This is a genomic window from Sphingomonas sp. Leaf198, from assembly GCF_001424005.1.
Taxonomy (GTDB): domain Bacteria; phylum Pseudomonadota; class Alphaproteobacteria; order Sphingomonadales; family Sphingomonadaceae; genus Sphingomonas.
Genome location: NZ_LMPX01000001.1, coordinates 1,322,791 through 1,347,231, shown reverse-complemented (window position 1 = coordinate 1,347,231; position 24,441 = coordinate 1,322,791). Strand labels below are relative to the sequence as shown.

Here is a 24,441-nt window from a genome sequence, read left to right as displayed (position 1 = left end):
AACCTAAGCCCACACCTCAAACCTGACTATGTAAATGTCATTGCTTTGCATCATGTATTTGCTGGATAATTGCCCTCAAACGCACAATGCTATGCTGCCATGTCCAACGTTCCAATACGGCTTGCCGGGGCAGATATTCTTCGTAGGTTTCGCGCATTGTAAGAATTGCATCGGCAAACCCGTTCGTCGAAGCCGTCATGCCGGTCTCGGGTAGAATGAACTGCAATCCACACCGTAATTCCGCATTGGCGAGCACGGGCAGGCCGGCGAGCATGTATTCGGTGAGGATCGCCGGCGCGCCGTCGTCGATGCCGCAGACGACGCCGAACTTGGCGCGGTTCATCAGCCGGTTGACCGCGTCGATGGGTACGCCCGGCGGTCCGATGAACTCGATCGAGAGGTTCTGATCGCGGGCGCGGTGTCTTAGTGCTTCGGCGTCCTCGCCGTATCCGAACACGCAGAGCGCGCGGATGTCGCGCTGGAGTTGCGCAAGCGCGTCGAACAGGATGTCGTGGCGCTTGTACGGTTGCGCGGCTGCGACGTAGATCAGGTCGACATCCTTCGCCGTGCCGAGCGGGCGGAACTGGTCGATCGCGGCGAACTCGGGGCCGACCGGCAGAATCGCGGTGCGCATCCCGGGGTGGCGGGCCTCGACCTCGTCCGACTGCCATTGCGCGCCGGTGATGACGAGATCGAAATGCTCGCTGACTTCGGGCGGCACGCGCAAAGAGGGCGCGTCGATTGAATTGTAGAGGATGATGCTGTTCGCACACAGTGCCAGCAATTCGGGCGCGACGCCTAAGCCAAGTACGACAAGGATATGCGGCGCGCCGAACGCCTCGACGAACGCATTCATCTGCGATGAGGCAAAGGGGGCATGCTTGTCGTCGATCCGGAATGCGCGGCGCGCCAGAACCGCGTTGTCCCTGCGGAATGGAGGCTCGTCCTCGCCGCGCCAATGATGCCAGATTTCGGCCTGATCGACGATGCCGGCAGCGACCAAAGCAAGTGGTAGCCGCTCAAGATATCCGCCCATCACCTCCGCGGGGGCAAGATCGCCGGTCCATGGCTGACTGACCGGGGCGGCTGCGTGTGCCGGCAGCAGGGAGGATGGTTGACGGTCGTGTTCGGGATGCTGGCCATCGACCCAATCGCTGATGACGACGACCGATCGCCGAGCCGTCAACGGTGCCGCCATTTATGACCCTCCCCCTTCACCAAAACTATTCCCAACCGGCACTCGCGGGATGAATTATGAGACGATGCCCGGTCCCATAAGGCCAGGCATCGTTGCGCAGTTCGGTTGGCGACCCGCCGATCAGTCCTTCGCGCTGCCCGGCTCGGCTATCTTCCGATGCTGTTCGGCGAGCACCGAGCCTGGGATGACGTTGGCGAGCACGCCCTGGACCTTCGTCATGAAGCCCGAAAAGACCGACGCCTTCCCGCTCAACAGCGCATCCCAGCCGTCCTTGGCGACGTCGGCCGGATCGCGTTTGTTCGGATCGGTGCCGACCGACGTGTCGTTCATGTCGGCACGGTCGAAGAATTCGGTGTCGACCGGCCCCGGCATCAGCGTCGTCAGCGTGACCCCGTCCGCGTCCTTGATCTCGTTGCGCAGGGCCTCGGTGAAGCTGTCGATAAACGCCTTCGAGCCATTGTAGACAGCCTGGAACGCGCCGGGGATGTAGCCTGCGACCGACCCGGTCACGAGCACCTTGCCGTCATTACGAGCGACCATCGCCGGCATCACCTTCTGAAGAAGGTACAGCGTGCCGGTGATGTTTGTGTCGATCACGTCGCGCCAGTCTGCGACTGCTTGGTCGAGAAAGCCATGGCCGAGACCGTGGCCGGCATTGGCACACAAGATGTCGACCTTCCGCCCGGTGGTCGCGGCGAGAAGCGCATCGACGCCCTCGATCGTCGACAGATCCGCCTCGACCGCGGTCACGTCGGTGCCGAACTGCTTGAAGTCGGCGGCGGCGGACTGGATCAGCGTTTCGTTGGCGACGACGAGGATGTCGTAGCCGTCCTTCGCCGCGAGCGTGGCGAGTTCGAAACCGATGCCCGTCGAGGCCCCGGTGATGATCGCGAATTTATCGGCCATGTCGTCCAATCCTCTCAATTGAAGCCGGGCTTGAGCACGACCTTGGTCACTTCGTTCTGGTTGTTCTTGAACATGTCATAGCCCTTGGGCGCGTCCTCCAGGTCCATCCGGTGCGAGATCAGGAAGGTCGTGTCGATCTTGCCCTCCATGATCGCGTTGAGCAGCGCGGGCATGTAATGCTGGACGTGCGTCTGGCCGGTCTTGAGCGTCAGCCCCTTCTCCATCAGCGCACCGAGCGGGAACTTGTCGATGAACCCGCCATAGACCGCCGGCATCGACACCCGCCCGCCCTTGCGACACGCGATGATCGCCTGGCGGATCGAATGCGCACGATCGGTACCGAGGAAGGTCGACGCCTTGATCTGGTCGAGCACGTTGTCGACGAAGAAGCCGTGCGCCTCCAACCCGACGCTGTCGATCACCGCATCGGGACCGATCCCGCCGGTCATCACCATCAGCGCCTCGTAGACCGCGCTTTCCTCGTAGTTGATGGTCTCGGCGCCGAACTTCTTCGCAAGCTCGAGGCGGTGCGGGAAGTGGTCGATCGAGATGACGCGTTCGGCCCCCATCAGGAACGCCGATTGCACCGCGAATAGGCCCACCGGACCGCAGCCCCACACCGCGACGGTGTCGCCAGGCTCGATCTGCGCGTTCTCCGCCGCCATCCAGCCGGTCGGCAGGATGTCCGAGAGGAACAGCACCTTCTCGTCCTCGACACCGTCGGGAATGACGATCGGCCCGACGTCGCTGAACGGCACGCGGACGTATTCCGCCTGACCGCCCGCATAGCCGCCAGTCATGTGGCTATAGCCGAACAGGCCGGCCATCGGCTGGCCGTAAAGTTCCTGCGCGATATCCTGGTTATCGGCGGGGAGGCCGTTGTCGCACGCCGAGTATTGATGTTTGCCGCAGTGATAACAGCTGCCGCACGCGATCGTGAACGGGACGACGACCTTCTGCCCCTTCTTCAGCGACGACTTGGCGCCGACCTCGACGACTTCGCCCATGAATTCGTGGCCGAGGATGTCGCCCGCCTGCATCGTCGGGATATAGCCGTCGTACAGATGCAGGTCGGAACCGCAGATCGCGGTCGCGGTGACCTTGATGATGCAATCGCGGGGATTGACGATCTCGGGGTCGTCGACGGTATCGACGCGCACGTCGTGCTTACCGTGCCATGCCAGAGCGCGCATCAGGCCATCTCCTCTTCGCGTTGCTTGCGGTTCATCGCCGCAGTCGCGATTTCGCCGGTTTCCATCAATTGCTTGAAACGGCGCAGGTCGCGGCGTGCCTGGATCGCGGGTTCGCGCTGGAACATCTTGGCGATCAGCTTGCCGATCACGCCGCCCGGCGGATCATAGGCGATGGTCGCCGTGACGACCGTGCCGCGCGCGCCGGCATCGCGGAACTCGACCCGGCCGCTATTGGCGACGTCGGCACCGGGTTCCGACGTCCAGGCGATGACGCTGTCCTGCGTCTCCTCAGTCACGACCGCATCCCATTCGACGGTCTTGCCGGCCGGCGCCTTCACCACCCAGTGCGACCGCGTGTCGCTCAGAATATCGATCCGTTCGACGTTCTCCATGAACGTCGGCAGGTTGGCGAAGTCACGGAAATACGCGAAGACTTCGTCGACCGGCCGGTTGATCGTCACGGCGCGCGCAACGATCGAGCCACCCTTTTTGTCGGGAATGCCCGACTCCACAAGGGCATCGCCTTTCTTCCACGTCGTTGGCGGAGCGTCGTCGGTATGAACGGTTTTCTCATCCGTCATGTCGGTTCATCCTGTCCTGTGATCTGGCGCGTGAGGGTGGCTCGTTTGCCCTGATTACCCCGGCTTACATCGCCTTCAGCATCATGATGTGATGCTCGACGACCGGTACGATCGCTGCGGCCGTGGTCTTCAGCGCAGGCGCGGTGCCCTCCGTCGCGTACGCCTTCTGCACGGCCAGCGCCTGGCCATGCGCCGCCTTCTGCTGCGCGACATAGGCCGCGTCGCGCGCGGTGCCCTTCTCGGCACGGAGTTCGGTGACGAGTTCCTGCTGGAGCGGGGTGAGCTTGGGCGGCGCGACCTTGACGCGCGACTTCATTGCAGCGGCCTTCACGTCGGCGGTGCTCTTGGTGTGTTGCGTCACCATCGTCTGCGCAAAGTCGCGCAACGCCGGGTTCTGCGTCGTCTCGAGCACCATTTTGCTCGACGTGATCTCGTACAGATCGCTTGCGCCAGCGGTCATGACGTATTCGCTCGGGGTCATGACCTGCGCCATCGCGGGGGTCGCCAGGATCGCTGCACCGAATGCGGCGGATATCATCAGAGTCTTCATGGGAATTGTCCTTTATGGTGGGTTAGTTGCGGATGCCGAACGCGGCCTTGAGACGGGCGATCGCATATTGGTTGGCGTCGTAGGCGCCGCGAACGACCGCCCCCATGCCGAACATCTCGTGCGTCACGCCGGGGAAGGTGCGCTGCTCGACCTTGTCGCCCGCCGACTTCATCGCGGCCGCCAAAGTCTCGCCGTCGGAGCGCAGCGGATCGATCTGCGCATTGACGATCGTCGTCGTCGGCAGGCCGCGCAGGTTCGCGCCGACCAGGTTCAGACGCGGGTCCTGCATGTCCGCCATCGACGACGTGTAGTAATTGCCGAACCACTTGAGCATCGCGGTGTTGAGCGGTTTGGCGTTCGCCGAGTCCGTGCGCGACGGCAGGCCCATGCTGCTGTTCGCGATCGGATAGACCGACAGGATATGCACCGGCTTGGTCAAATTGTTATCGCGCGCACAGATCGCAGTGGCTACCGCGAGATTGCCGCCCGCGCTTTCGCCGGCGAGGGCGATCTTGTTCGTATCGCCGCCCCACGACTGCGCGTTCTGCAGGACCCAGCGATACGCGGCGAAGGCATCGTCATGTTGCGCCGGAAACTTGAATTCCGGGGCATGGCGATATTCGACCGAAACGACGATCGCATTCAACTGCTTGGCGAGCAGGCGCGGCGCGGCGTCGTACGTGTTGACGTCGGCGATCACCCAGCCGCCGCCGTGATAATAGACGATGACCGGCATCGGCGCGCCGGTCGCGGCAGCGGGTTTGTAGATGCGCGCGAACTGCATCGGATCGCTGCCGTAGGGCAGGTCCTGCGTCGTGACCGCCGGATCGGGCGCGGTCGACAACCCCTTCTGGCGCATCACCGCGTGCGCTGCATCGGCGGCCGATGGCTGGATCCGTGCATTGACCGGCGTTAGAGTCTCGATCGGTTTGGCACCGAGCGTCGGCAACTGATCGAGGACCGCCTGCATGTCCGAAGCCGCGACTGGTGGTTGCGTCGCGATGCGGGGCGGAGTCGGCGGCGGCGGTGCGTTGGTGGAGGTGGTGGATTGCGCGATCGCCGCACCGGATGTCCCGATCAGCGCGGCCGCAACCAGAAGCTTCAACGTCATGATTATTTACCCTGTTTATGGTTGAAACCTCAACAGGAGCCTCGGCGGATCGTTCCGCAAATACGGCCTTAGATTCATCCAACTTAATCGAAGTCAAACAACTAGTTGGCGGCGGCCTGCAACTTTGCCGTGGAGAGGCTTTAAGAGAAGGACGCGACCGCCGGTCGCTGCTACGGCTATGGGCTGCGCGATCATGTTGGCGCGAGGGCGGCGAGATGCTCAGGAGTTCGGACGAGTGAAACGGAAAAGGCGGCATCTGGTCTCACTCCCGGTCCTGCTGGCCTGTCTGGGCGGCTGCACGGCGCTGTCGCACGGGTTCCTCAATCCGCAGGGGCCTGTCGCCGGGCACGAGCGTGACCTGTTCTTCACCGTGTCGATCGTGCTGTTGTTCGTCGCCGGACCGGTGCTGCTGCTGACGCCGCTGTTCGCGTGGCATTACCGGCTCTCCAACCGTAGCGATGCGTACCGCCCGAAGTGGAATTTCTCGTGGTGGGTGGAAGGGCTGATCTGGATCCCGCCCGCCGGGATCGTTGTCGGGCTTGCCGTACTGCTGTGGCATTGGACGCAGATCGACGATCCGTATCGCCGGTTGCCGGGCGCGGCGCCGGTCGAGGTGCAGGCGATCGCGCTCGATTGGAAATGGGTGTTCGTCTATCCCGACCTCGGCGTCGCGTCGGTCGATCGGCTGACCATTCCCGCCGGGCGCCCGGTACATATAAAGCTGACCAGCGGCACGGTGATGCAGTCGATGTTGATCCCGCAACTCGCCGGGCAGATCTATACGATGGGCGGAATGACGACCGAGCTGAACATCCAGGCGCACCGGCCGGGACGGTTCCGCGGCGAGAACACGCAGTATAACGGCGCCGGCTTCCAGCATCAGAAGTTCGACGTCGTTGCGGTGTCGCCGGCGGAATACGATCGCTGGGCGGCGGCTGCACGTCGTGGCAAACGCACACTGGATGCGCAGACGTGGCGGCGGCTGTCCGCGCGGTCAATCATCACCCGGCCCGTCGAGTTCGCGCATGTCGCGCCGAACCTGTTCGAGCACGTTGTCGCCGCGACCGGCGGCATGACCCATTCTTCTCCGAAAGCCGTTCGATGACCGTTTCCGTTCCCCTCTGGCCAGCGGTGTTCGGCCGGTTCGGCTGGCAGGACCTGCCGTTCGTGCGCGCATGGGAGAACCCGACGATCAGCGAGATCATCGGCGCGTTCGCGGGCGCGCTGGTGGTGGTCGGCGCGGTCGTCGTCGCGGTGCTGCTGACGCGCTATGGCAAGTGGCGGTATCTGTGGACCGAGTGGCTCACCAGCCTCGACCACAAGAAGATCGGCATCATGTACATCGTCGTCGCGTTCGTGATGCTGTCGCGCGCGCTGGTCGAGGCGGTGCTGATGCGGATGCAGCAGGCGGTGGCGATCGAGAATCCCGGCTTCCTGTCGCCCGATCATTTTGGTCAGCTGTTCTCGACGCACGGCTCGATCATGATCTTCTTCATGGCGATGCCGTTCCTCACGGGGATGATCAACTACGTCCTGCCGCTCCAGATCGGCGCGCGCGACATGGCGTTTCCCTGGGCCAATTCGATCGCCCTGTGGCTGACGATCGGCGCTGCCGGCCTGATGATGGCGAGCCTCGTCGTCGGTGAGTTCTCGACCGGCGGATGGAGCGGCTACCCGCCCTATACCGAGCGCGCGTTCAGCCCCGGCGTCGGGGTCGACTATTGGATCTGGGCGGTGACATTGGGGTCGATCGGCTCGACGATGGCGGGGATCAACATCGCCTGCACCGTCTACAAGCTGCGCGCGCCGGGAATGCGGTTCATGCGGATGCAGATGTTTTCGTGGACAAGCCTGTGCACGTCGATCCTGATGATCTTCGCGATGCCGCCGCTGACCGTCGCCACGCTGCTGCTTGCGCTCGACCGCTATCTGGGGTTCCATTTCTTCACCAACGACCTCGGCGGCAACATGATGAACTATGCCAACATGTTCTGGCTGTTCGGTCATCCCGAGGTCTACATCCTGATCCTGCCCGCGTTCGGCGTGTATTCGGAGGTCGTGTCGACCTTCTCGACCAAGGACCTCTACGGCTACACCTCGCTGGTGATCGCGACGATGGCGATCGCGGTGCTGAGCTTCACCGTGTGGGTCCATCATTTCTTCACGATGGGGCAGTCGGCCAACGTCAACGCGGCGTTCGGGATCGCGACGATGACGATCGGCGTGCCGACGGGCGTCAAGATTTACGACTGGATCTGGACAATGTTTCGCGGCGAGGTGCGCTTCACCGTGCCGATGCTGTACGCCCTCGCGTTCATGATGACGTTCGTGCTGGGCGGCTTCACCGGCATCATCCTGGCAATGCCGCCGCTCGACTACCTCGTCCACAACACGCTGTTCCTCGTCGCGCATTTCCACAACATGCTGATCCCGGGGCTGCTGTACGGGATGCTCGCGGGCTATCATTACTGGTTCCCCAAGGCGTTCGGGTTCCGCCTCGACGAGCGCTGGGGCCGGATCGCGTTCACCTGCTGGGTGGTCGGCTTCTACCTCGCCTTCTTCCCGCTCTACGTGCTCGGCGCGAGCGGGATGGCGCGGCGGACGCAGGCGATCTTCGAACCGTCGTTCCGGCCGTGGCTGTACGTCGCCGGCGTCGGCGCGTTCGTCCTGCTGGCGGCGCTGACGTCGCTCGGCATCCAGCTGTGGGTGAGCATCCGCGACCGTGCCAAGACGCAGGTCGAAGCGGGCGACCCGTGGGACGGCCGAGGGCTCGAATGGTCGGTCAGCGCCCCGCCGCCCGAATATAATTTCGCGGTGCTGCCACTGATCGACGGACGCAACCCGTTCTACGATCACAAGCATGACGAGGGCCAACCGGACCCGTACGCCTCACCACCGGCTTACGAGGACATCGTCGTGCCGAAGGGCAGCGCGACCAGCGTCGTGATCGGGCTCACAGCCGCAGTCGCCGCGTTCGGCCTGATCTGGGAGATCTGGGGGCTGACCATCGTCGCGCTCCAGGTGATCGTCGCGGCGGTCGTGCTACGCAGCTTCGGTCGCGACCAGCACCGCACCATTCCCGCCGCCGAAGTCGCGCGCGAGCATGAGGCCTGGCTCACGCGCGTCCGGGCGACGCCCGCGATCCCGCGGCAACTGGAGACCGCCGCGGTCAATCGTGGCCTTGCGGAGATCGTGGCGTGAGCGAACCCGAACTGGCGCATGCCGGCCTCAACCTAGGCGACACCGGCGCCCTGACGCAGGACCAGGCGGAGAACGCGATCTTCGGCTTCTGGATATTCCTGATGAGCGACGCGGTGATCTTCGCGCTGCTGTTTGCCACCTACGGCACGATGATCGCCAGTACCGTCGGCGGCCCGACGCCGGCCTCAGAATTCAAGCTGCTGCCCGCGTTTGTCGAGACGCTGCTGTTGCTGACGAGCAGCGCGACGTTCGGCCGCGCGACGATCGCGATGAAGTACGACGAACCGCGCCGCGTGCTGTTCGGCTGGCTCGGTGCGACGCTCGGCCTCGGCCTCGTCTTCCTCGCGCTCGAGGCGAACGACTTCGCGACGATGTTCGCGCACGGCGCCTACCCGATGCGCAGCGGCTTCCTGTCGTCGTTCTTCGCGCTGGTCGGGCTGCACGGGCTCCACGTCGCGGTCGCGTGCTTCTGGCTGGTCGTGATGGTCGCCCAGGTCTGCGCCTATGGCCTCGACGCGCGGGTGCGGATCAACCTGCTGCGGCTGGGGCTGTTCTGGCACCTGCTCGACATCGTCTGGATCGCGATCTTTTCGGTCGTCTATCTGCAAGGGAACATCGGATGAGCGACCGGACCCGCGAACTGCTCACCTATGCGGTCGGCTACGGCCTGTCGCTCGTGCTGACCGTGGCAGCCTTCGCGGTGGTCCGTTGGCCGTCGTTCGGCGCACGCGCGATCTTCGGCAGCGTACTGACGCTGGGCCTCGTGCAGATGGCGGTGCAGTTCCGCTGTTTCCTCCACATCAGCCTCAAGCGGTCTTCGCGCCACGACCTGCAACTGATCCTTTTCTCCGCGCTGATCATCGCGCTGATGGTGTCGGGAACGCTGGTGATCCTGTTCAACCTCCGCGGGCGGATGATGGGGTAAGCGCACCACAGACCTGGCTGCATCACGATCACGCTATATCATGAGCGAATGGCGGAAGACCTCACCCATGCGCGCCGAAGCGGCGGCAGTGTTCGAGATAGCCGACTTCATGTGCTCCGGCCATCGCGACGATGGCTTGCCATAGCCAAGACGGTGCGTCGAGTTTCTCATCGCGGGCGGTCAGTGTATCGCGCCATGCCAGTCTTGCGTCGTCGCTGAGTTGTCGGGCGTGCGCCTGACCCACGACGAACGACAGGTAGGACGCGGCGGCGACCGCTTCCTTGCGACTGAATTGTTCGACCTCGATCTTGAGGTCCTGCGGCGCCAGTTCGCGCAAGAAGACGGGCTTGCCCATGAGGTGTGCCGCGACCATTCGCTGGCCCAGGTTCGGCGACAGCGCATTAGCCCCGGCGAGCACCCGCTCGCCCGCGTCGCGCGGCATCGTCGTCTCGCTCGTTACCGGTACGACGGAGGCCACGGCCTCCTTGATATCGACCAGCGCCAGTCGTTCATCCTTTGCCTTGCCATGCGAGATGCCGATCAGCACCGCGAAACGAAGGTGGCCGAGCGAACTGCACCCCTTCCGCCAATAGGCGGCGTCGACTACCCGAAGTTTCCCGCCGCCCGCCACGCCGGCCAGCTCCATGCATCGCGCGCGAATCGTATCCTCGCCGAACAGCGCGACGATCTCGCTCTTCTCCGCGCGCGAAAGCTTCCAGAAGCGTTTGTTGTGCGGAATGTTAGGCTCGACGTCCTCGAGACGGTCCTTCGCCAGATGGCGCCACCGTCTGCCGATCGCCTCGCGTCTTACCGACCGAACGACGTCGGGTTCGCGCGGATCGTCATCGACGGTCGGCGTCAGCGCCCGGCAATACCCGTCGACCATCGCCTCGATCATCCGTGCGGTCGTGACGCCCGGCAGATCCGAACTGCGTGCCGCGGTTTCGAGCGACAGGCCAAGGCGGATGAGATCGTAGGCGGGATTGGCGATGACGGTCTGGTCCAGATCGCGTATCTGGATGTCGACGCGATGATCGGCATCGGCCACCGGCCCGAGATTGCCGAGATGACAGTCGCCGCAAATCCAGACTGCCGGACCTTCCGGAATGCTGGCTGCGACGGGTGACTCCTCAAGCCATTGATAGAACTGCGACGTGTTTCCGCGGACATACGCGTGGACCGACCGCGCCATCTTGAGGGCGCGGGTTCGTTCGAGCACGGCCGAGCGTTCGTCGGGAGCCACGGCCATGAGTTCGCTTTCGAAAGAGGACGGATCGGCGCCAGCCTCACCAGCGATCGTTTCGTAACGACGAATACCGGGATCTAGGCAACCGTCGAATTGGCTGGTGATGAGAGGCGACAGTCACCCTTCGCCGTGGCTGGCCGCCGCCGATAGCAATTCATCGCCCGGCATCGCAACACGCATCTGCACCTTACAGATCGGCGCTCTTCACCTCGGCTATCTCCGTGTTCGAAAGGCCTGGGGTTTCCTCCCGCAGAAACCGTAAAAGCTCGCTGATTTCCTGGGGGCCGAACTTGAGGTCGATGTCATCCATCTGGATCATGATCGATTTTTGTTCGTCCGCGGAAAGATCGGCGACGATATCCACGCACTCTTCCAGCGTTCCTTGTCCGACCGCTTCTGATGTCGCATCGCCGGACGGATCCGCGGCATAGATCGTAGCCGGTTCGCTCAAAGGGTAGGTCGTCATCGTCGTCGCTTCCATCGTCTACGTGGATCAGGTCGTCGCCCGCCGGATTGATGCCGGCGGGCGATCATGTCATTCGTCTTCGGCGTCGATGTTGACGGTCGTCTCGGCGAGCTTCGTCATATATTCGTCGCCACCATAGATGTCCTTGGTCGCGGCGCTAAGTTTCTTGTAGTCGTCCTTGAGACCCAGCGCCTTGGCGTACGCCGTCGCCGTGCCGAACCCGGCAATCCCGTAATGCGTCATCCGCTGATACTGCGCGATGATCATCACATCGAGCAGCGGACCCTTTTCCGGCCCTTCCTCGAGGACGTGCTTGGTAGCTTCGGCGACGAGGCCTTCCATGCCCTTGCAATGCTCCTTCGATACCTTCTCGTCGTTCGACGCGATCAGCTCCTTGAGCAGGTCGGTATGCGTCTCGATATCCGCCTGCGACTTGGTCAGCATCTCCTTCAGCGATGCGTCGCTCGCCTTCGACGTGATCTTCTTCAGGACCTTCTTCATCTGGTCGTTCGCCGACCACAGATCCTTCAGCTCGTCGGTGTAGATTTGCTGGAGATCTTCGGGTGCAGACATGGGATCATCCTCGTGATGTCGCCGAGCGGGATGCGCGGCTGCTGGTTTTGAGTTTAGGGAAATGCGTATCGAAGCGCGCCGGCCTCAGCCGGCGCCTGGCTGCTTCTGCTCGTCCTCGTAGTCGGCATTGGTGCCGATCTTGCCGTTGGCTTCGGCCTCGGCGATACCCGAGGTCTCTAGGACCTCGATCGTGCGACCTTCGGCAGCAATCGCATGCGGTTCGCGGTCCGCATCCGGGTCGGCGGCGATCGTCATGCCGTCACCGCCGCCCGATCCTGCCACCCCGTTCGCCGCGCTGCCACCGTCTTCACCCGCCTGGCCGCCACCGTGATAGGCGATGTCGGTCTGGCCGCCATGCGCCATGAAGCCGGTGTTCGTCTCGGTCTTGCCGGCATGCGGGTTGGGATAGGACCCACCACCGCTCTCGCCGCCTTCGCTGCGGCCGTGAACGTCATCGTTGCCGCGCGGCGAGTCCGAGACGCCGTCGGGTGCGCCCTTGCTCGCAGAGTTGCCGGGCACGGGAGTATGAACCTTGTCACTCATCGGTATGTCCTTCTGAATGTAGCGGATCAAAACGAACCGAGCCGGTCCGCTCGACGGGAGCAGACCGGCTCGGGACGGTGTTACGGCCGCAGCACGACCTTGATGACGCCGTCCTGCTTGTCGCGGAACTTCTGGTACATTTCGGGTGCATCCTCGAGGCTGGCCGGGTGCGTCACGACGAAGCTCGGATCGATATCACCTGCCTCGATCCGCGCGAGCAGCGGCTTGGTATAGGCCTGGACGTGCGTCTGGCCGGTCTTGATCGTCAGCCCCTTGTTCATCATCGCGCCGATCGGGATCTTGTCGCCCATCCCGACATAGACGCCGGGGATCGACACCGTGCCGCCCATCCGGCAGCTCATGATCGCCTCGCGCAGGACGTGGACACGGTCGGTGGCGAGGAACGTCGCCGCCTTCACCTTGTCGATCACCGCATCCATTGCGCCATGACCCGAAGCCTCGGCGCCGACCGCGTCGATGCAGCTGTCGGGGCCGCGGCCCTTGGTGCGGAACTGGAGCTCGTCATAGACGCTGTCGACCTCGGCGAAGTTGATCGTCTCCGCACCGCCGGCCTCGGCCATCGCCAGTCGCTCGGGCACCTCATCGATCGCGATCACGCGGCCCGCGCCGAGCATCAGCGCCGAGCGGATCGCGAACTGACCGACCGGACCGCAACCCCAGATCGCCACCGTATCGCCCGGCTCGATCTGCGCATTCTCGGCGGCCATGTAGCCGGTCGGGAAGATGTCGGAGAGGAACAGCGCCTGCTCGCCGGTGACGCTGTCGGGCACCTTGATCGGGCCTATATCCGCCATCGGCACGCGCAGATACTCGGCCTGGCCACCGCAATAGCCGCCCAGCATGTGGCTGAACCCGAACAGGCCGGCGGGCGAATGGCCCATCGCCTTGATCGCCATCTCCGAGTTCGGATTGGTCCGCTCGCACGCCGAGAACAGCCCCTTGCGACAGAAGAAGCAGTCGCCGCAGCTGATCGTGAACGGCACGACCACGCGGTCGCCGATCTTCAGATTGGTAACTTCCGAGCCGAGCGCGACGACGACACCCATGTTCTCGTGGCCAAGAATGTCGCCCGCCTGCATCGTCGGCTGGTAGCCGTCGAGCAGATGGAGATCGGACCCGCAGATCGCGCAGGCCGTAACCTTGATGATCGCATCGCGCGGATGCTTGATCTCGGGATCTGCAACAGTATCGACGCGTACGTCGCCTTTTCCATGCCAAACCAGTGCGCGCATCAGAAAATCTCCGTGATAGAATTACAGTATTTTGCTCACGCACGACATGGCATCTCGTCAGACATGACTCGGCACTGGCGCAAATGCCGCCCGATCATCATCAACACTATGCACTGTCGCCGCGAAGGTCCGGCCGCCACGCGTATGCGTCGTTGCCGTCAGCGTGAGCGTATCCTGGGGCGTATAGCGATCAACGTGGCGTCATCGTTCCTGCTTAGCGCCAATATCCGCCATTTATATTTCATATTGATTGGTATCAGTATTGATCGGCGTAAAACAAGTTGTGCTGACAAGGCGAAAATCTCATACATCGTAATGACTTGGCGAGACTGATTGTTACGCGATGTCGTTGCGGCTGCGACATGGATGCTTTGGATGGTCATCCCGATCAGAGATCGCATCGTCAAGTTCGCCCGAGCGTGGGTCAATTCGGAGCGTGAGCCGTTAGGACGTTATCGCATCCCGCCGACGCCGTTCGACCGCCACGCCTGCAATCGGGCTGCGGCGTTCCGGCGGGCGGGTGCACGAACCAGATTTGGGATGACCTATGCAAATCAAAGCCATTCTCTTCGATATCGACGGTACGCTGGTCGACACCAACGACATGCACGTCCTCGCCTGGGAAGAGGCGTTCGCGACCATCGACGCGTCGTTCGACCGCCAGGTGATCCACGACCAGATCGGCAAGGGGACCGATATGCTCGTGCCGACGCTGTTGCCCGATGCGGACGAGGAGCAGCAGGAAAAGCTCGGCGACACGCACGGCGCGATCTTCAAGGCGAAGTACCTGGAGACTGCCAAGCCGTTCGCGCAGGCGCACGACCTCCTGGCACACGCGCATGGCCTGGGGCAACGCGTCGTCCTGGCCTCGTCGGCCTCCGAGGCAGAACTCGACCATTACATAGACCTGCTCGACGCCCGCGACCTGATCGCCGCGACGACGAGCAGTGACGACGTGGAGAAGACCAAGCCCGCGCCCGACATCTTCGCGACCGCGCTCGCGAAGCTGTCAGGAATCGACCCCACCGAGGTGATCGTCGTCGGCGACACGCCCCACGATATCGAGGCGGCGGCCAAATGCGGGATCGCCGCGGTCGCGGTCCGTTCGGGCAAGTTCAAGGACGAGCAACTGCACGCGGCAGGCGCGATCGCGATCTACGACGACGTGGCGGCCTTGCTCGCGGGCTATGCAACCTCGCCGCTGCGACGCTGATCGACATGGGTCTCATACTTAAACCCCTCCGCGATCAGGTCATTGTCGTCACAGGCGCAACCAGCGGGAACGGGCTCGCCATAGTCGAGGAATCCGTGCGCCGCGGTGCCGCGGTCGTCGCGACCGCGCGTAGCGAAGCGGCACTGGAGGCACTCCGCGATCGCCTGTCGGCTGACGGCGGACGTATCGCGATCTGCGTCGCGGACGTCAGCGACATGGCCGCAGTCGAGCGGGTTGCCGCTGTCGCGGTCGAGGCTTTTGGTGGCTTCGACAGCTGGGTCAACAATGCCGGAACAGGCACCTATGGCACGCTGGACCAAGTACCCGTTGCCGATCACCGCCGCGTGTTCGACGTCAATTATTTCGGCGTGCTGCACGGATCGCTGGTCGCCGCGCGGCATCTGCGCGGCCGCGGCGGGGCGATCATCAATGTCGGTTCGATCCTCAGCGACCGCGCGATCGTCGAGCAGGGGCCGTATTGCGCGACCAAGCATGCGGTGCAGGCGCTGACCGATACGTTGCGGATGGAACTGGAGCAGGAGGGCGCCGGCATCTCGGTGACGCTGATCAAGCCGGGCGCGATCGACACGCCGTTCCCCGAGCATGCGCGCAACTTCATGGACCAGCCGCCGCGCCTGCCGCCGCCGCTCTACGCGCCCTCGGTCGTCGCCGACGCGGTGCTGTTCGCGTGCGAGACGCCGCGGCGGACGCTGTATGCAGGGGGCGGGGGGCTGCTGTCCTCGCTGCTCTCGCGCGCCGCGCCAAGATTGAGCGACAAGATCATGGAACTGGTCGGCACCGTTGCGCAGCAGAAGCCCGAAGATCCCGGCGACCCGTCGCGGCGCGACAACCTCTACGCCCCGCGCGTCGATGCATTGCGCGGCAGCCAGGACGTCCACGCACGCAAATCGAGTACCGTATTGCAGGCGCAAAAACTCCACCCCGCCGTTCTGTTGCTCGGTGTCGTCGGAGCCGGGATCGCGGTTGCACTGAGCCGGCCGAAGGATACCAGCCGGTAACGCCAGACGCCGAATGCACGGGGGCCGCGCGACGTCGATGTCGTGCTCGTCCTCACCGGCGGCAACGCGCTCGGCCTTCGAAGCGGTCATCTACGAAGCGTTGCAGGAGCACAACCTCCAACCCGACTGGATCATCGCCGCATCCTTGGCGGTGGGGGATTGTCTCAAGCCCTTAATATGTCGGCTCCGTCGCTGTTTTTAGCGGTTATTGGCGGGTCGGCTTCGGACGGGTAAGGCTGCCCCATGATTGTGACGCGACATGGTTGATGGCGGATCCCTGCGAACGGTAAGCGTCGGGATCAGGGAAGTGCTGGGTGCCGCGTTGCCGGGCGAACCAAGCAGGGGCGACGTGCGGGCATTACTGCTCGGTACGCGGGTCGACACCCGCAATCTGCGAGACTTTGTCGAACCCGAAACCCTGGACCTCTCAGGCGTTGGGGCCGCATTCGTCTTCCGCTACGGCGTTCTCGTGTTGATCGGGGCATCGGCCGAGACCGAGCGCCGGCTTATCGCCCATCTTTCCGACCACATCATCGAGCCTCTCGCTACGCCGGAAACGGAAACCGCCTGGATCGAAATCTGCGCCGACCGCGAGGAGTCCGTGAGTGCCGACGGTCACATCCGGCTGAAAGAGGCGTCGCGTGAACGGCTGTTGCTGACCGCTACCGTGGTCGCCCGAAGCGTCGTCCTAGCGCGCGACGAAGGCCGTATCGCGGAAGCCTTCGATCGCGTCGAACCGCTGATCAACGAGCTGCGCATCCATGGTCGCGCGGTCATGCCGATCCGGCGGGTCATGCAGAGCATCGGCGACGTTCTCGCGGCGCAACATCGCGTGGTCGGCCGTGCGCAGATCATGGAGAAGCCGGACCTGCTCTGGGATCACCCCGAACTCGACCGGCTTTATGGGCGCCTCGAAGCCGAGTTCGAACTGGGCGACCGCGCGCGTGCGATGGAACGCAAGCTCGAGGTCATCGGTGACGCCGCCGAGTGGCTGCTCGACCTGGTGCAGGACAAGCGCTCGTTGCGTCTAGAGCTTGCCGTGATCGGGTTGATCGCGTTCGAGGTCGTCCTCAATATCTACGAGCTATGGCGTCACTGAAGGCGTTTTGCACGAACGGGTGAATTTTCAGCACTCCAAACGGTCTGCGGAGATCGTGGCGTGGGTCTCGTCTGAAAGCGTCGTCTGCTGGCGGTGTCGCCGACATGACCGCGGCGGATCGGCGATGGCGTCGCAGCCGGAAGATCGTTACGGTAGTGGTACTATGGGCCGCCGGGATGCGCGGTGCCGAGGGAGACGTCTGATGATGCTCGCGGCCTTGGTAATCGGAATAGTGGCGGGATTGCGGGCGATGATGCCGCTTGCTGCCGTCGCATGGGCGGCCAAGCTCAGGATTCTCGACCTCGACGGTAGCGCGCTCGCAATTCTCGGGTGGCGCTTCACGGCCCCGGTGATGACGTTGCTCGCGATCGGTGAACTCGTCACCGATCAGCTTCCGTCGACGCTCAGCCGCAAGGCCCCCGTGCAGTTCGGCGCGCGGCTCGTCACCGGCGGCGTAGCGGGCGCGGCGCTCGGGATGGCGACCGGCGCGGTCGTCATCGGAGCGATCCTCGGCGTGATCGGAGCGGTGATCGGCACGCTCGGAGGCGCGGCGGTTCGCGCCCGCCTCGCAACCTTGTTCGGCAGCGACCGTCCGGCAGCGCTGATCGAGGACGTTATCGCGATCGGCGGCGCGCTGTTGGCGGTGGCGCTCGTCTGATGCGCAGTTTCGATGCGATCATCGTCGGGGCAGGGCAGGCTGGACCGCCGCTTGCCGGACGGCTTACCGCGAAGGGCTGGCATGTCGCCCTGATCGAGCGACATCTGGTTGGCGGCACCTGCGTCAATACCGGCTGCATGCCCACCAAGACGCTCGTCGCCAGCGCGTATGCAGCGCACCTCGCCCGCCGGGGCGCGGATTTCGGAATACGAACAGGCATCGTCGAGGTCGACATGCCCGCCGTTGCGGCGCGGGCGGCCCGCGTCGTCGAGGACGCACGCGGTGGCAACGAACGATGGCTCTCGTCGATGGAGCGACTGACGTTCCTGCGCGGCCACGCGCGATTCACCGGGCCCAGGACGATGACTGTCGGTGACGAGGCGATCACGGCGCCCCGCATCTTCCTCAACGTCGGCGGGCGCGCGGACGTCCCGGCGATGCCAGGTGTCGGCGATGTGCCGCATCTCGACAATACCGACATGGTCGCGCTCGACGCGGTCCCGCCGCATCTCGTCGTCGTCGGCGGCAGCTATGTCGGGCTCGAATTCGCGCAGATGTACCGCCGTTTCGGCGCCCAAGTGACGATCGTCGAGCGTGGCGATCGATTGGTCTCGCATGAGGACATCGACGTGTCCGACGCAATCCGTGCCCTGCTCGAAGACGAAGGTATCGTGGTCCGCACGGGAGCGGACTGTATCGGGTTTTCCCGCCACGCAGAGGGCGTCGCGGTGTCCGTGTCGTGCAAAACGGGTGAGCCTTCGGTCATCGGCAGCCACGTCCTGCTGGCGATCGGGCGTCGTCCCAACACCGACGATCTTGGTCTGGAACACGCCGGCGTCGCGACCGACGTGCGCGGCTTCATCACGGTCGACGATCGATTGGAAACCAACGTCGCGGGTATCTGGGCACTGGGCGATTGCAACGGTCGCGGCGCCTTCACGCATACCGCGTATAATGATTTCGAGATCGTCGCGGCAAACCTGCTGGATGGCGACGATCGCCGCGTATCGCAGCGTATCCCGGGCTACGCGCTCTACATCGATCCACCCCTCGGCCGCGTCGGCATGACGGAGGCGCAGGCGATCGCCTCCGGCCGGAAAGTGCTCGTCTCGAAGCGGGCGATGACGCGGGTCGGTCGGGCGGTGGAGAAGGGCGAGACCAAGGGATTCATGAAAATCGTCGCCGACGCGGAGACCCAGCGCATCCTCGGTGCGGCCATTCTCGGCACCGGAGGCGACGAGGCGATCCACGGCATCCTCGACATGATGAGCGCCGACCAGCCGATCTCGGCGCTGCGCTGGGCGGTGCCGATCCACCCGACGGTCTCCGAACTGATCCCGACGGTGCTGCTCGATCTCCAGCCACCAGAGGCCATGCCATGAGCGTCGTCGACGATCGCCGGCAGCAGATGTTTCCGACGCTCGACACCGCGCAGCTCGAGACCGCGAGGAGGTTCGCCAGTGGTCCAGCGCGGACCTTCGCCGCAGACGAACCCGTCTACGCGATCGGAGAACTCGGCGCCCCCGCGTGGCTGATACTCGCCGGCGCGATCGATGTCGTCCGCCGCGACGGGTTGAGCCACGAGGCGCCGATCACGACGCATGGTCCAGGCCAGCTGACGGGTGAAGTAAGCCAGCTATCGGGCCGGCCATCGATCGCAGCGGGCCGTGCAGGCGCCGAAGGTTGCACCGCGCTACCGTTCGATGCGGCGCATCTGCGCGCCTTGATGGTCGGGTCGGCGGACGTTGGCGAAGTCGTCATGCGCGCGCTGATCCTGCGAAGGGTCGGACTGATCGAGGAGGGCGGCGCAGGCTCGATCCTGATCGGTGTACCGAATAGCGCCGACATCGTCCGTATCCAGGGGTTCCTGACACGTAGCGGCTACCCGAACCTCGTGCTCGATGCCTCTGCCGACGAGGAAGGGCGCGCCTTGGTCGAACGAACCGGGGTGTTGCCCGGCGAGTTGCCGCTGATGGTGTGCCCGAATGGCACCATCCTCAAGCGCCCGTCCGATGCAGAGGTGGCGACCTGCCTTGGCATGATCCCCGACCTCGACCCCGCGACGGTTTATGACGTCGCGATCGTCGGCGCCGGTCCTGCGGGATTGGCGGCGGCAGTCTACGCCGCGTCCGAAGGACTGTCGGTCCTCGTGGTGGACGAGCGGGCGATGGGCGGGCAGGCCGGCGCCTCCGCCCGGATCGAGAATTATCTCGGCTTTCCCGCCGGGATTTCAGGGCAGGCGCTGGCCGGGCGGGCGTTCAACCAGGCGTTGAAGTTTGGCGCGGAGATGGTGATCCCGCTGGAGACGCTGCGCCTCGAATGCGCCGCCGACCCTGCCGGTCGCGATCCGCTGACGCTCGAACTGTCGGGTGATCGGCGGGTCCGGTCGCGGACCGTGATCATCGCGTCGGGTGCGCGCTATCGCCGTCCCGATATCCCCGATCTGGGCATGTTCGAGGGGCAGGGCATTTCCTATTGGGCCTCCCCGATCGAGGCGAAGCTCTGCGCGGGCGAGGAGGTGGCACTCGTTGGCGGCGGGAACTCGGCGGGACAGGCGGTGGTGTTTCTCGCCGCCCGCGTATCGCACCTTCACCTGATCGTCCGTCGGCCGATCGTCGAGACCATGTCGCGCTATCTGGTCGATCGGATCGCCGCGCTCGCCAATGTGACGCTCCATGTCGGCGTCGAGATCATCGGTCTGGAAGACGATGCAGCGCACGGTTTGTCTGCCGCGCGCTTTCGCAACCGAACGGACGGATCGATCAACCGGTGTGCAATGCGGCACCTGTTCCTGTTCATCGGCGCGGATCCCAATGCCGGATGGCTGCACGGATGCGTCGCTACGGATGACAAGGGTTTCGTCGTGACCGGTGGCAATGGCCTGCCGTTGGAAACGAGCATGTCGAGCGTGTTCGCCATCGGCGACGTGCGTGCGGGCTCGACCAAGCGGGTTGCCGCCGCCGTCGGCGAGGGTGCTGCCGTCGTCGCGCAGATCCACACCAAGCTCGCCGAACGCAGCAAGGGAGAAACCTGATGGCCGAGACTTGCGAGCATACGGGAACGATCCGGGCCGTCACGCCCAGCGCCCGCGGGTGTGAGGAATGCCTCGCCATCGGAAGCCCGTGGGTGCATCTTCGTCTGTGTCGCGACTGTGGTCACGTCGGCTGCTGTGACGATTCACCACATCGCCATGCCACCGCGCATTTCCACGCGACGCAGCACCCGATCATCGAAGGCTATGATCCCCCCGAGGGCTGGGGCTGGTGCTACATCGACGAGGTCGAGATCTCCCTGCCGAACCAGACCGCCCAGATAGGGCCCATCCCGCGCTACGTCTGATCGACGACGATCGTTTCGGCAGTAGCGGCAGTGTTTGGACAAGGCCGGCCAAGTGCCGCGGGATGCGTCCGCGATTGCAAGCGAACGCTGACGATCACGGCGACGAGCCCCAGCGCCGCCGACCCCGCCCCGGCCAACGCGACCGCGGGGAACCCCAGCCCTGCCGCGATCACGCCGCCGCCCAGCGCCGCACCGATCGCATTGCCGAGGTTGAACGCGCCGATGTTCATCGCCGAGGCGAGGTTCGGCGCATCCGCCGCCGCGTGCATGACGCGAATCTGGAGCGGCGGGACCAGCGCGAAGCTCGCGATGCCCCACAGGAAGATCAGGATCGCGGCGGGAACCTTCAGCGGCATGAATACCGCGAATGCGACCAGGATCACCGCCAGCGAGGCAAGCGTCACGATCAGCGTCCGATCGACCGAGCGATCGGCGAACCGCCCGCCGAGCCAGTTGCCGACCGTGAGGCCGACGCCGTACGTCACGAGCATTGCCGTGACGAAGCCAAGCGAGGCATGCGTCGCCTCGCGCAGGATCGGCGTAATATAGGTAAAGACGGTGAACATCGCGCTTGCACCCACCACGGTCAGGCCGAGCGCGCCGAGCACAGGGCCCCGGGCGAGCACGCGCAGTTCGGCTCTAGCGTCGCTACCCGCCGGTGCCGGCAAGCGCGGCAGCGTCAGGCGCAACGCCGCCATCGTCGCGACGCCGAGCGCGGCAATGCCCCAGAACGATGCGCGCCAGCCGAGATGCTCGCCCGCCCACGTCGCGAGCGGCACGCCGACGACATTGGCGATCGTCAGCCCCATGAACATCGCCGCGACCGCGCCGGCGCGCCGGTCCGCCGGCACGAGGCTGGCCGCGACGATCGAGCCGACACCGAAGAACGCGCCGTGGTTGAGCGAGGTCAGGATCCGCGCGACCACCAACATGCCGTAGCCGGTCGACACCGCCGCCAGCAGGTTGCCCGCGGTGAAGATGCCGGCAAGCACGATGAGCAATGTCCGCCGCGGCACCCGCCCGGTCGTCAGCGTCATCAGCGGCGCACCGATCACCACCCCTAGCGCATAGGCGCTGATCAGCAACCCGGCGCTCGGGATCGACACGCCGAGATCATGGGCGATGACGGGCAGCAGGCCCATCGGCGCAAATTCGGTCACGCCGATGCCGAATGCACCGACGGACAGGGCCAGCACGGCGGGATTGAATTTCATCACGTGATCCTCAGACCAGCGCCGGGTTCAGGCGGGCGAAACCCTCCTGCTGGCGGTACGGGGTATGCGGGTAGGGCGGCAGCACATCGCTCGCCGCGTCGAGCGCGGCCACGTGATCGACCGACAAGGTCCAGCCGACCGCGCCGAGATTGTCGCGCAACTGCGCTTCGTTGCGCGCACCGATGATCACCGACGCGACGGTCGGGCGACGCAGCAGCCAGTTGATCGCGACCTGCGGCACGGTCTTGCCCGTGTCCGCGGCGACCGCCTCCAACGCGTCGATCACGCGGTAGAGATGCTCGGCCTCGACCGGCGGCGCGAACTGCTCCGTGTCGTGGAGGCGGCTGCCCGCGGGGATCGGCCGGTCGCGGCCGATCCTGCCGGTCAGTCGACCCCAGCCAAGTGGGCTCCACACCAGCGCACCGACGCCTTGGTCGGCGCCCATCGGCATCAGGTCCGCCTCGTAAGCGCGGCCGATCAGCGAATAATAGACCTGATGCGCTACGAGGCGCGGCCAGCCGTGCCGGTCTGCAATCCCCTGCGCCTTCGTCACCTGCCACCCCGGATAGTTGGACACCCCGGCATAGCGGACCTTGCCCGCGCCGATCAGCGTATCGAGCGTTCCCATGAGTTCCTCGGTCGGGGTGGACGCATCGAATGCATGAAGCTGGAGCAGATCGACATGATCGGTGCCGAGCCGTCGCAGCGAGTCCTCGACCGCGCGGACGAGACGCGCGCGCGACGCGCCCCAGTCCTGCGGTCCGTCGCCCATCGGCAGCCCGGTCTTGGTCGAGATCAGCACCTGCTCGCGCCGTCCCTTGATCGCCGCGCCGAGCACCGTTTCCGACGCGCCGTTCGAATAGACATCGGCGGTGTCGAACAACGTGACGCCCGCATCGAGGCAGACGTCGACCAACCGCCGCGCCTCGGTCTCGTCGCTGCGGCCCCATGCGCCGAACAGCGGCCCGGTGCCGCCGAACGTCCCGGTGCCAAAGCTGAGCACGGGCACGCGAAGCCCCGATGATCCCAATTGCCGATAATCCATGTGCGTGTTCCCGATTGCGCTGTAGACGCATAGATGGCCGGTCGTGCTCGCTTTGATTAGCTGCCGGCGCAGCGAAGGATCTGTGATATGGACGCAAAGGCCGACACTGCGATGGGCGTCGGAGCCGATCGCGCCCGATCGCTGGAGGTCTTCGCCGCGGTGATGCGCGCGGGCAGTTTTTCGGGTGCCGGCCGCGTGCTGGGGCTCACGCCGTCCGCGGTTGCGCGGTCGATCGATCGGATCGAGGCACGGCTCGGCGTCAGGCTGCTCCTGCGCTCGACCCGCGCGCTGACGCCGACCGCGGAGGGACAGGCTTATTTCCAGAGCGCGCGCCGGATTCTCGCCGATCTCGACGACGCCGAACAGCAGATCGCCGACCAGGGCGCGCCCCGTGGCCGGTTGCGGGTCAGCGCAGCGCTGTCGCACGGGCGGTTGTGCGTCGTCCCGCTGCTCGGTGAATTCGTCCGCCGCTATCCGCACATCGTGCTCGATTTCGCGCTGAGCGATTCGATCGTCGATGTCGCGGCGGGGCAGGCGGACGTCGCGGTCCGGTTCGGCCCGTTGGCCGACAGCCTGCTCACCGCGCGCAAGCTGGGCGAAAGCGGACGCGTGATCGTCGCGTCACCCGCCTATCTTGCCCGCTGCGGCATGCCGCCCACGCCCGAAGACCTGCGCGATCATAACTGCTTCAATTTCAATTTCCGCCGGATCGAGCCGGTCTGGCCGTTCCGGCGCGACGGCCACGACATCGCGCTGTCGGTAAAGGGCAATATCGAGGCCAATAACGGCGAGACGGTCGCCCAGCTCGCCGTCGCCGGGGTCGGCATAGCGCGTGTCGGCACGTTCAGCGTCGCCGACGATATTGCCGCGGGCCGGCTGGTACCCCTTTTCGAGGACCTCAACCCTGGCGACGTCGAACTCATCCATGCGGTCTTCGTCGGTGGCGTCAACATGCCCGCCCGCGTCCGCGTGTTCGTCGATTTCCTCGCCGCGCGCCTTGCGGCATAACGTGGGTAACGTTTCCTCGTGCCGTCCGCCGTCTTGTCATGCGCGAAACCGTTTCAGATTTTTACGAATGCGTCCGCCTTGTCCGGCGTAAGGTGGACAC

General features: G+C 64.8%; 25 protein-coding genes. 12 read left to right on the top strand and 13 right to left on the bottom strand.

What is annotated here, in order from left to right; all coding sequences use genetic code 11:
* Positions 1 to 37: 37 nt before the first annotated feature.
* The 6 genes from ASG20_RS05995 to ASG20_RS05970 all read right to left on the bottom strand — a co-directional run bounded on the left by ASG20_RS05995 (position 38) and on the right by ASG20_RS05970 (position 5,539).
* On the bottom strand, positions 38 to 1,198 hold the full coding sequence (locus tag ASG20_RS05995) for a glycosyltransferase family 4 protein (protein ID WP_056049764.1): 1,161 nt from the start codon (positions 1,196 to 1,198) through the stop codon (positions 38 to 40).
* Between the two features lie 120 nt (positions 1,199 to 1,318).
* A complete protein-coding gene (locus ASG20_RS05990) occupies positions 1,319 to 2,104 on the bottom strand; it encodes an SDR family NAD(P)-dependent oxidoreductase (RefSeq protein WP_056049760.1) in 786 nt (261 codons plus the stop codon).
* Positions 2,105 to 2,118: 14 nt separating this feature from the next.
* The gene (locus ASG20_RS05985) at positions 2,119 to 3,297 is read right to left on the bottom strand and encodes a zinc-dependent alcohol dehydrogenase (protein WP_056049757.1); all 1,179 of its coding nucleotides are present in this window, start codon (positions 3,295 to 3,297) and stop codon (positions 2,119 to 2,121) included.
* Positions 3,297 to 3,878, bottom strand: coding sequence for an SRPBCC family protein (locus ASG20_RS05980; protein ID WP_056049753.1), 582 nt, complete (start codon positions 3,876 to 3,878; stop codon positions 3,297 to 3,299). The genes ASG20_RS05985 and ASG20_RS05980 overlap by 1 nt, the downstream gene beginning before the upstream one ends.
* A gap of 64 nt (positions 3,879 to 3,942) precedes the next feature.
* Positions 3,943 to 4,428, bottom strand: coding sequence for a DUF4142 domain-containing protein (locus ASG20_RS05975; RefSeq protein ID WP_056049750.1), 486 nt, complete (start codon positions 4,426 to 4,428; stop codon positions 3,943 to 3,945).
* Between the two features lie 22 nt (positions 4,429 to 4,450).
* A complete protein-coding gene (locus ASG20_RS05970) occupies positions 4,451 to 5,539 on the bottom strand; it encodes an alpha/beta hydrolase (RefSeq protein WP_056049745.1) in 1,089 nt (362 codons plus the stop codon).
* A gap of 235 nt (positions 5,540 to 5,774) precedes the next feature.
* On the opposite strand from ASG20_RS05970, the gene ASG20_RS05965 reads away from it, so the two are divergent.
* Genes ASG20_RS05965 through ASG20_RS05950 form a run of 4 tightly spaced genes read left to right on the top strand, consistent with a single transcriptional unit; the run spans position 5,775 to position 9,665 of the window.
* Positions 5,775 to 6,644 (top strand): hypothetical protein, encoded by an 870-nt coding sequence (locus ASG20_RS05965; protein ID WP_056049743.1) that lies wholly within the window; start codon positions 5,775 to 5,777, stop codon positions 6,642 to 6,644.
* Positions 6,641 to 8,740: a cbb3-type cytochrome c oxidase subunit I gene (locus ASG20_RS05960; protein WP_082470750.1), complete on the top strand. Its 2,100-nt coding sequence runs from the start codon at positions 6,641 to 6,643 to the stop codon at positions 8,738 to 8,740. Before ASG20_RS05965 ends, ASG20_RS05960 begins: the two co-directional genes overlap by 4 nt.
* Positions 8,737 to 9,363, top strand: coding sequence for a cytochrome c oxidase subunit 3 (locus ASG20_RS05955; protein ID WP_056049740.1), 627 nt, complete (start codon positions 8,737 to 8,739; stop codon positions 9,361 to 9,363). Before ASG20_RS05960 ends, ASG20_RS05955 begins: the two co-directional genes overlap by 4 nt.
* Positions 9,360 to 9,665 carry a cytochrome o ubiquinol oxidase subunit IV gene (locus ASG20_RS05950; RefSeq protein ID WP_056049737.1) on the top strand — a complete coding sequence of 102 codons (306 nt, stop codon included), beginning with the start codon at positions 9,360 to 9,362 and terminating at the stop codon, positions 9,663 to 9,665. Before ASG20_RS05955 ends, ASG20_RS05950 begins: the two co-directional genes overlap by 4 nt.
* 61 nt (positions 9,666 to 9,726) lie before the next feature.
* Here ASG20_RS05950 and ASG20_RS05945 read toward each other — a convergent pair whose 3' ends face one another.
* From ASG20_RS05945 to ASG20_RS05925, 5 genes are all read right to left on the bottom strand, one after another.
* Positions 9,727 to 10,914, bottom strand: a complete 1,188-nt coding sequence (locus ASG20_RS05945; RefSeq protein WP_056049735.1) for a DUF2252 family protein — start codon at positions 10,912 to 10,914, stop codon at positions 9,727 to 9,729.
* Between the two features lie 184 nt (positions 10,915 to 11,098).
* On the bottom strand, positions 11,099 to 11,377 hold the full coding sequence (locus ASG20_RS05940) for a hypothetical protein (protein WP_156364036.1): 279 nt from the start codon (positions 11,375 to 11,377) through the stop codon (positions 11,099 to 11,101).
* A gap of 69 nt (positions 11,378 to 11,446) precedes the next feature.
* Positions 11,447 to 11,950, bottom strand: coding sequence for a ferritin-like domain-containing protein (locus ASG20_RS05935; RefSeq protein ID WP_056049729.1), 504 nt, complete (start codon positions 11,948 to 11,950; stop codon positions 11,447 to 11,449).
* An 84-nt stretch (positions 11,951 to 12,034) separates the two neighbouring features.
* Positions 12,035 to 12,493 carry a hypothetical protein gene (locus ASG20_RS19760; protein ID WP_201780681.1) on the bottom strand — a complete coding sequence of 153 codons (459 nt, stop codon included), beginning with the start codon at positions 12,491 to 12,493 and terminating at the stop codon, positions 12,035 to 12,037.
* A gap of 80 nt (positions 12,494 to 12,573) precedes the next feature.
* Positions 12,574 to 13,746, bottom strand: a complete 1,173-nt coding sequence (locus ASG20_RS05925) for a zinc-dependent alcohol dehydrogenase (protein WP_056049726.1) — start codon at positions 13,744 to 13,746, stop codon at positions 12,574 to 12,576.
* 547 nt (positions 13,747 to 14,293) lie between these two features.
* Between ASG20_RS05925 and ASG20_RS05920 the strand changes: the two genes are divergently transcribed.
* The 7 genes from ASG20_RS05920 (at position 14,294) to ASG20_RS05885 (ending at position 21,074) form a co-directional block, all read left to right on the top strand.
* A complete protein-coding gene (locus tag ASG20_RS05920) occupies positions 14,294 to 14,959 on the top strand; it encodes an HAD family hydrolase (protein WP_056049722.1) in 666 nt (221 codons plus the stop codon).
* Positions 14,960 to 14,964: 5 nt separating this feature from the next.
* Positions 14,965 to 15,978, top strand: a complete 1,014-nt coding sequence (locus ASG20_RS05915; RefSeq protein ID WP_082470749.1) for an SDR family oxidoreductase — start codon at positions 14,965 to 14,967, stop codon at positions 15,976 to 15,978.
* A 307-nt stretch (positions 15,979 to 16,285) separates the two neighbouring features.
* Positions 16,286 to 17,077: an RMD1 family protein gene (locus ASG20_RS05905; protein ID WP_236698747.1), complete on the top strand. Its 792-nt coding sequence runs from the start codon at positions 16,286 to 16,288 to the stop codon at positions 17,075 to 17,077.
* A 202-nt stretch (positions 17,078 to 17,279) separates the two neighbouring features.
* On the top strand, positions 17,280 to 17,735 hold the full coding sequence (locus tag ASG20_RS20085; RefSeq protein ID WP_201780680.1) for a DUF4126 domain-containing protein: 456 nt from the start codon (positions 17,280 to 17,282) through the stop codon (positions 17,733 to 17,735).
* Entirely contained in the window at positions 17,735 to 19,117 is a 1,383-nt protein-coding gene (locus ASG20_RS05895; RefSeq protein ID WP_056049714.1) for an FAD-containing oxidoreductase, read from the top strand. Before ASG20_RS20085 ends, ASG20_RS05895 begins: the two co-directional genes overlap by 1 nt.
* Positions 19,114 to 20,769, top strand: a complete 1,656-nt coding sequence (locus tag ASG20_RS05890) for an FAD-dependent oxidoreductase (RefSeq protein WP_056049711.1) — start codon at positions 19,114 to 19,116, stop codon at positions 20,767 to 20,769. The genes ASG20_RS05895 and ASG20_RS05890 overlap by 4 nt, the downstream gene beginning before the upstream one ends.
* Positions 20,769 to 21,074 (top strand): UBP-type zinc finger domain-containing protein, encoded by a 306-nt coding sequence (locus tag ASG20_RS05885; RefSeq protein ID WP_056049710.1) that lies wholly within the window; start codon positions 20,769 to 20,771, stop codon positions 21,072 to 21,074. The genes ASG20_RS05890 and ASG20_RS05885 overlap by 1 nt, the downstream gene beginning before the upstream one ends.
* On the opposite strand, the gene ASG20_RS05880 is transcribed toward ASG20_RS05885, so the two are convergent.
* Together ASG20_RS05880 and ASG20_RS05875 are read right to left on the bottom strand one after the other, a co-directional pair.
* Positions 21,065 to 22,288 (bottom strand): MFS transporter, encoded by a 1,224-nt coding sequence (locus ASG20_RS05880; protein WP_082470748.1) that lies wholly within the window; start codon positions 22,286 to 22,288, stop codon positions 21,065 to 21,067. The genes ASG20_RS05885 and ASG20_RS05880 overlap by 10 nt on opposite strands.
* 10 nt (positions 22,289 to 22,298) lie before the next feature.
* Complete coding sequence (locus ASG20_RS05875; RefSeq protein WP_056049707.1) at positions 22,299 to 23,333, bottom strand: aldo/keto reductase; 1,035 nt, start codon at positions 23,331 to 23,333, stop codon at positions 22,299 to 22,301.
* A gap of 87 nt (positions 23,334 to 23,420) precedes the next feature.
* On the opposite strand from ASG20_RS05875, the gene ASG20_RS05870 reads away from it, so the two are divergent.
* Positions 23,421 to 24,341, top strand: a complete 921-nt coding sequence (locus ASG20_RS05870) for a LysR family transcriptional regulator (protein WP_056049704.1) — start codon at positions 23,421 to 23,423, stop codon at positions 24,339 to 24,341.
* Positions 24,342 to 24,441 lie beyond the last annotated feature (100 nt).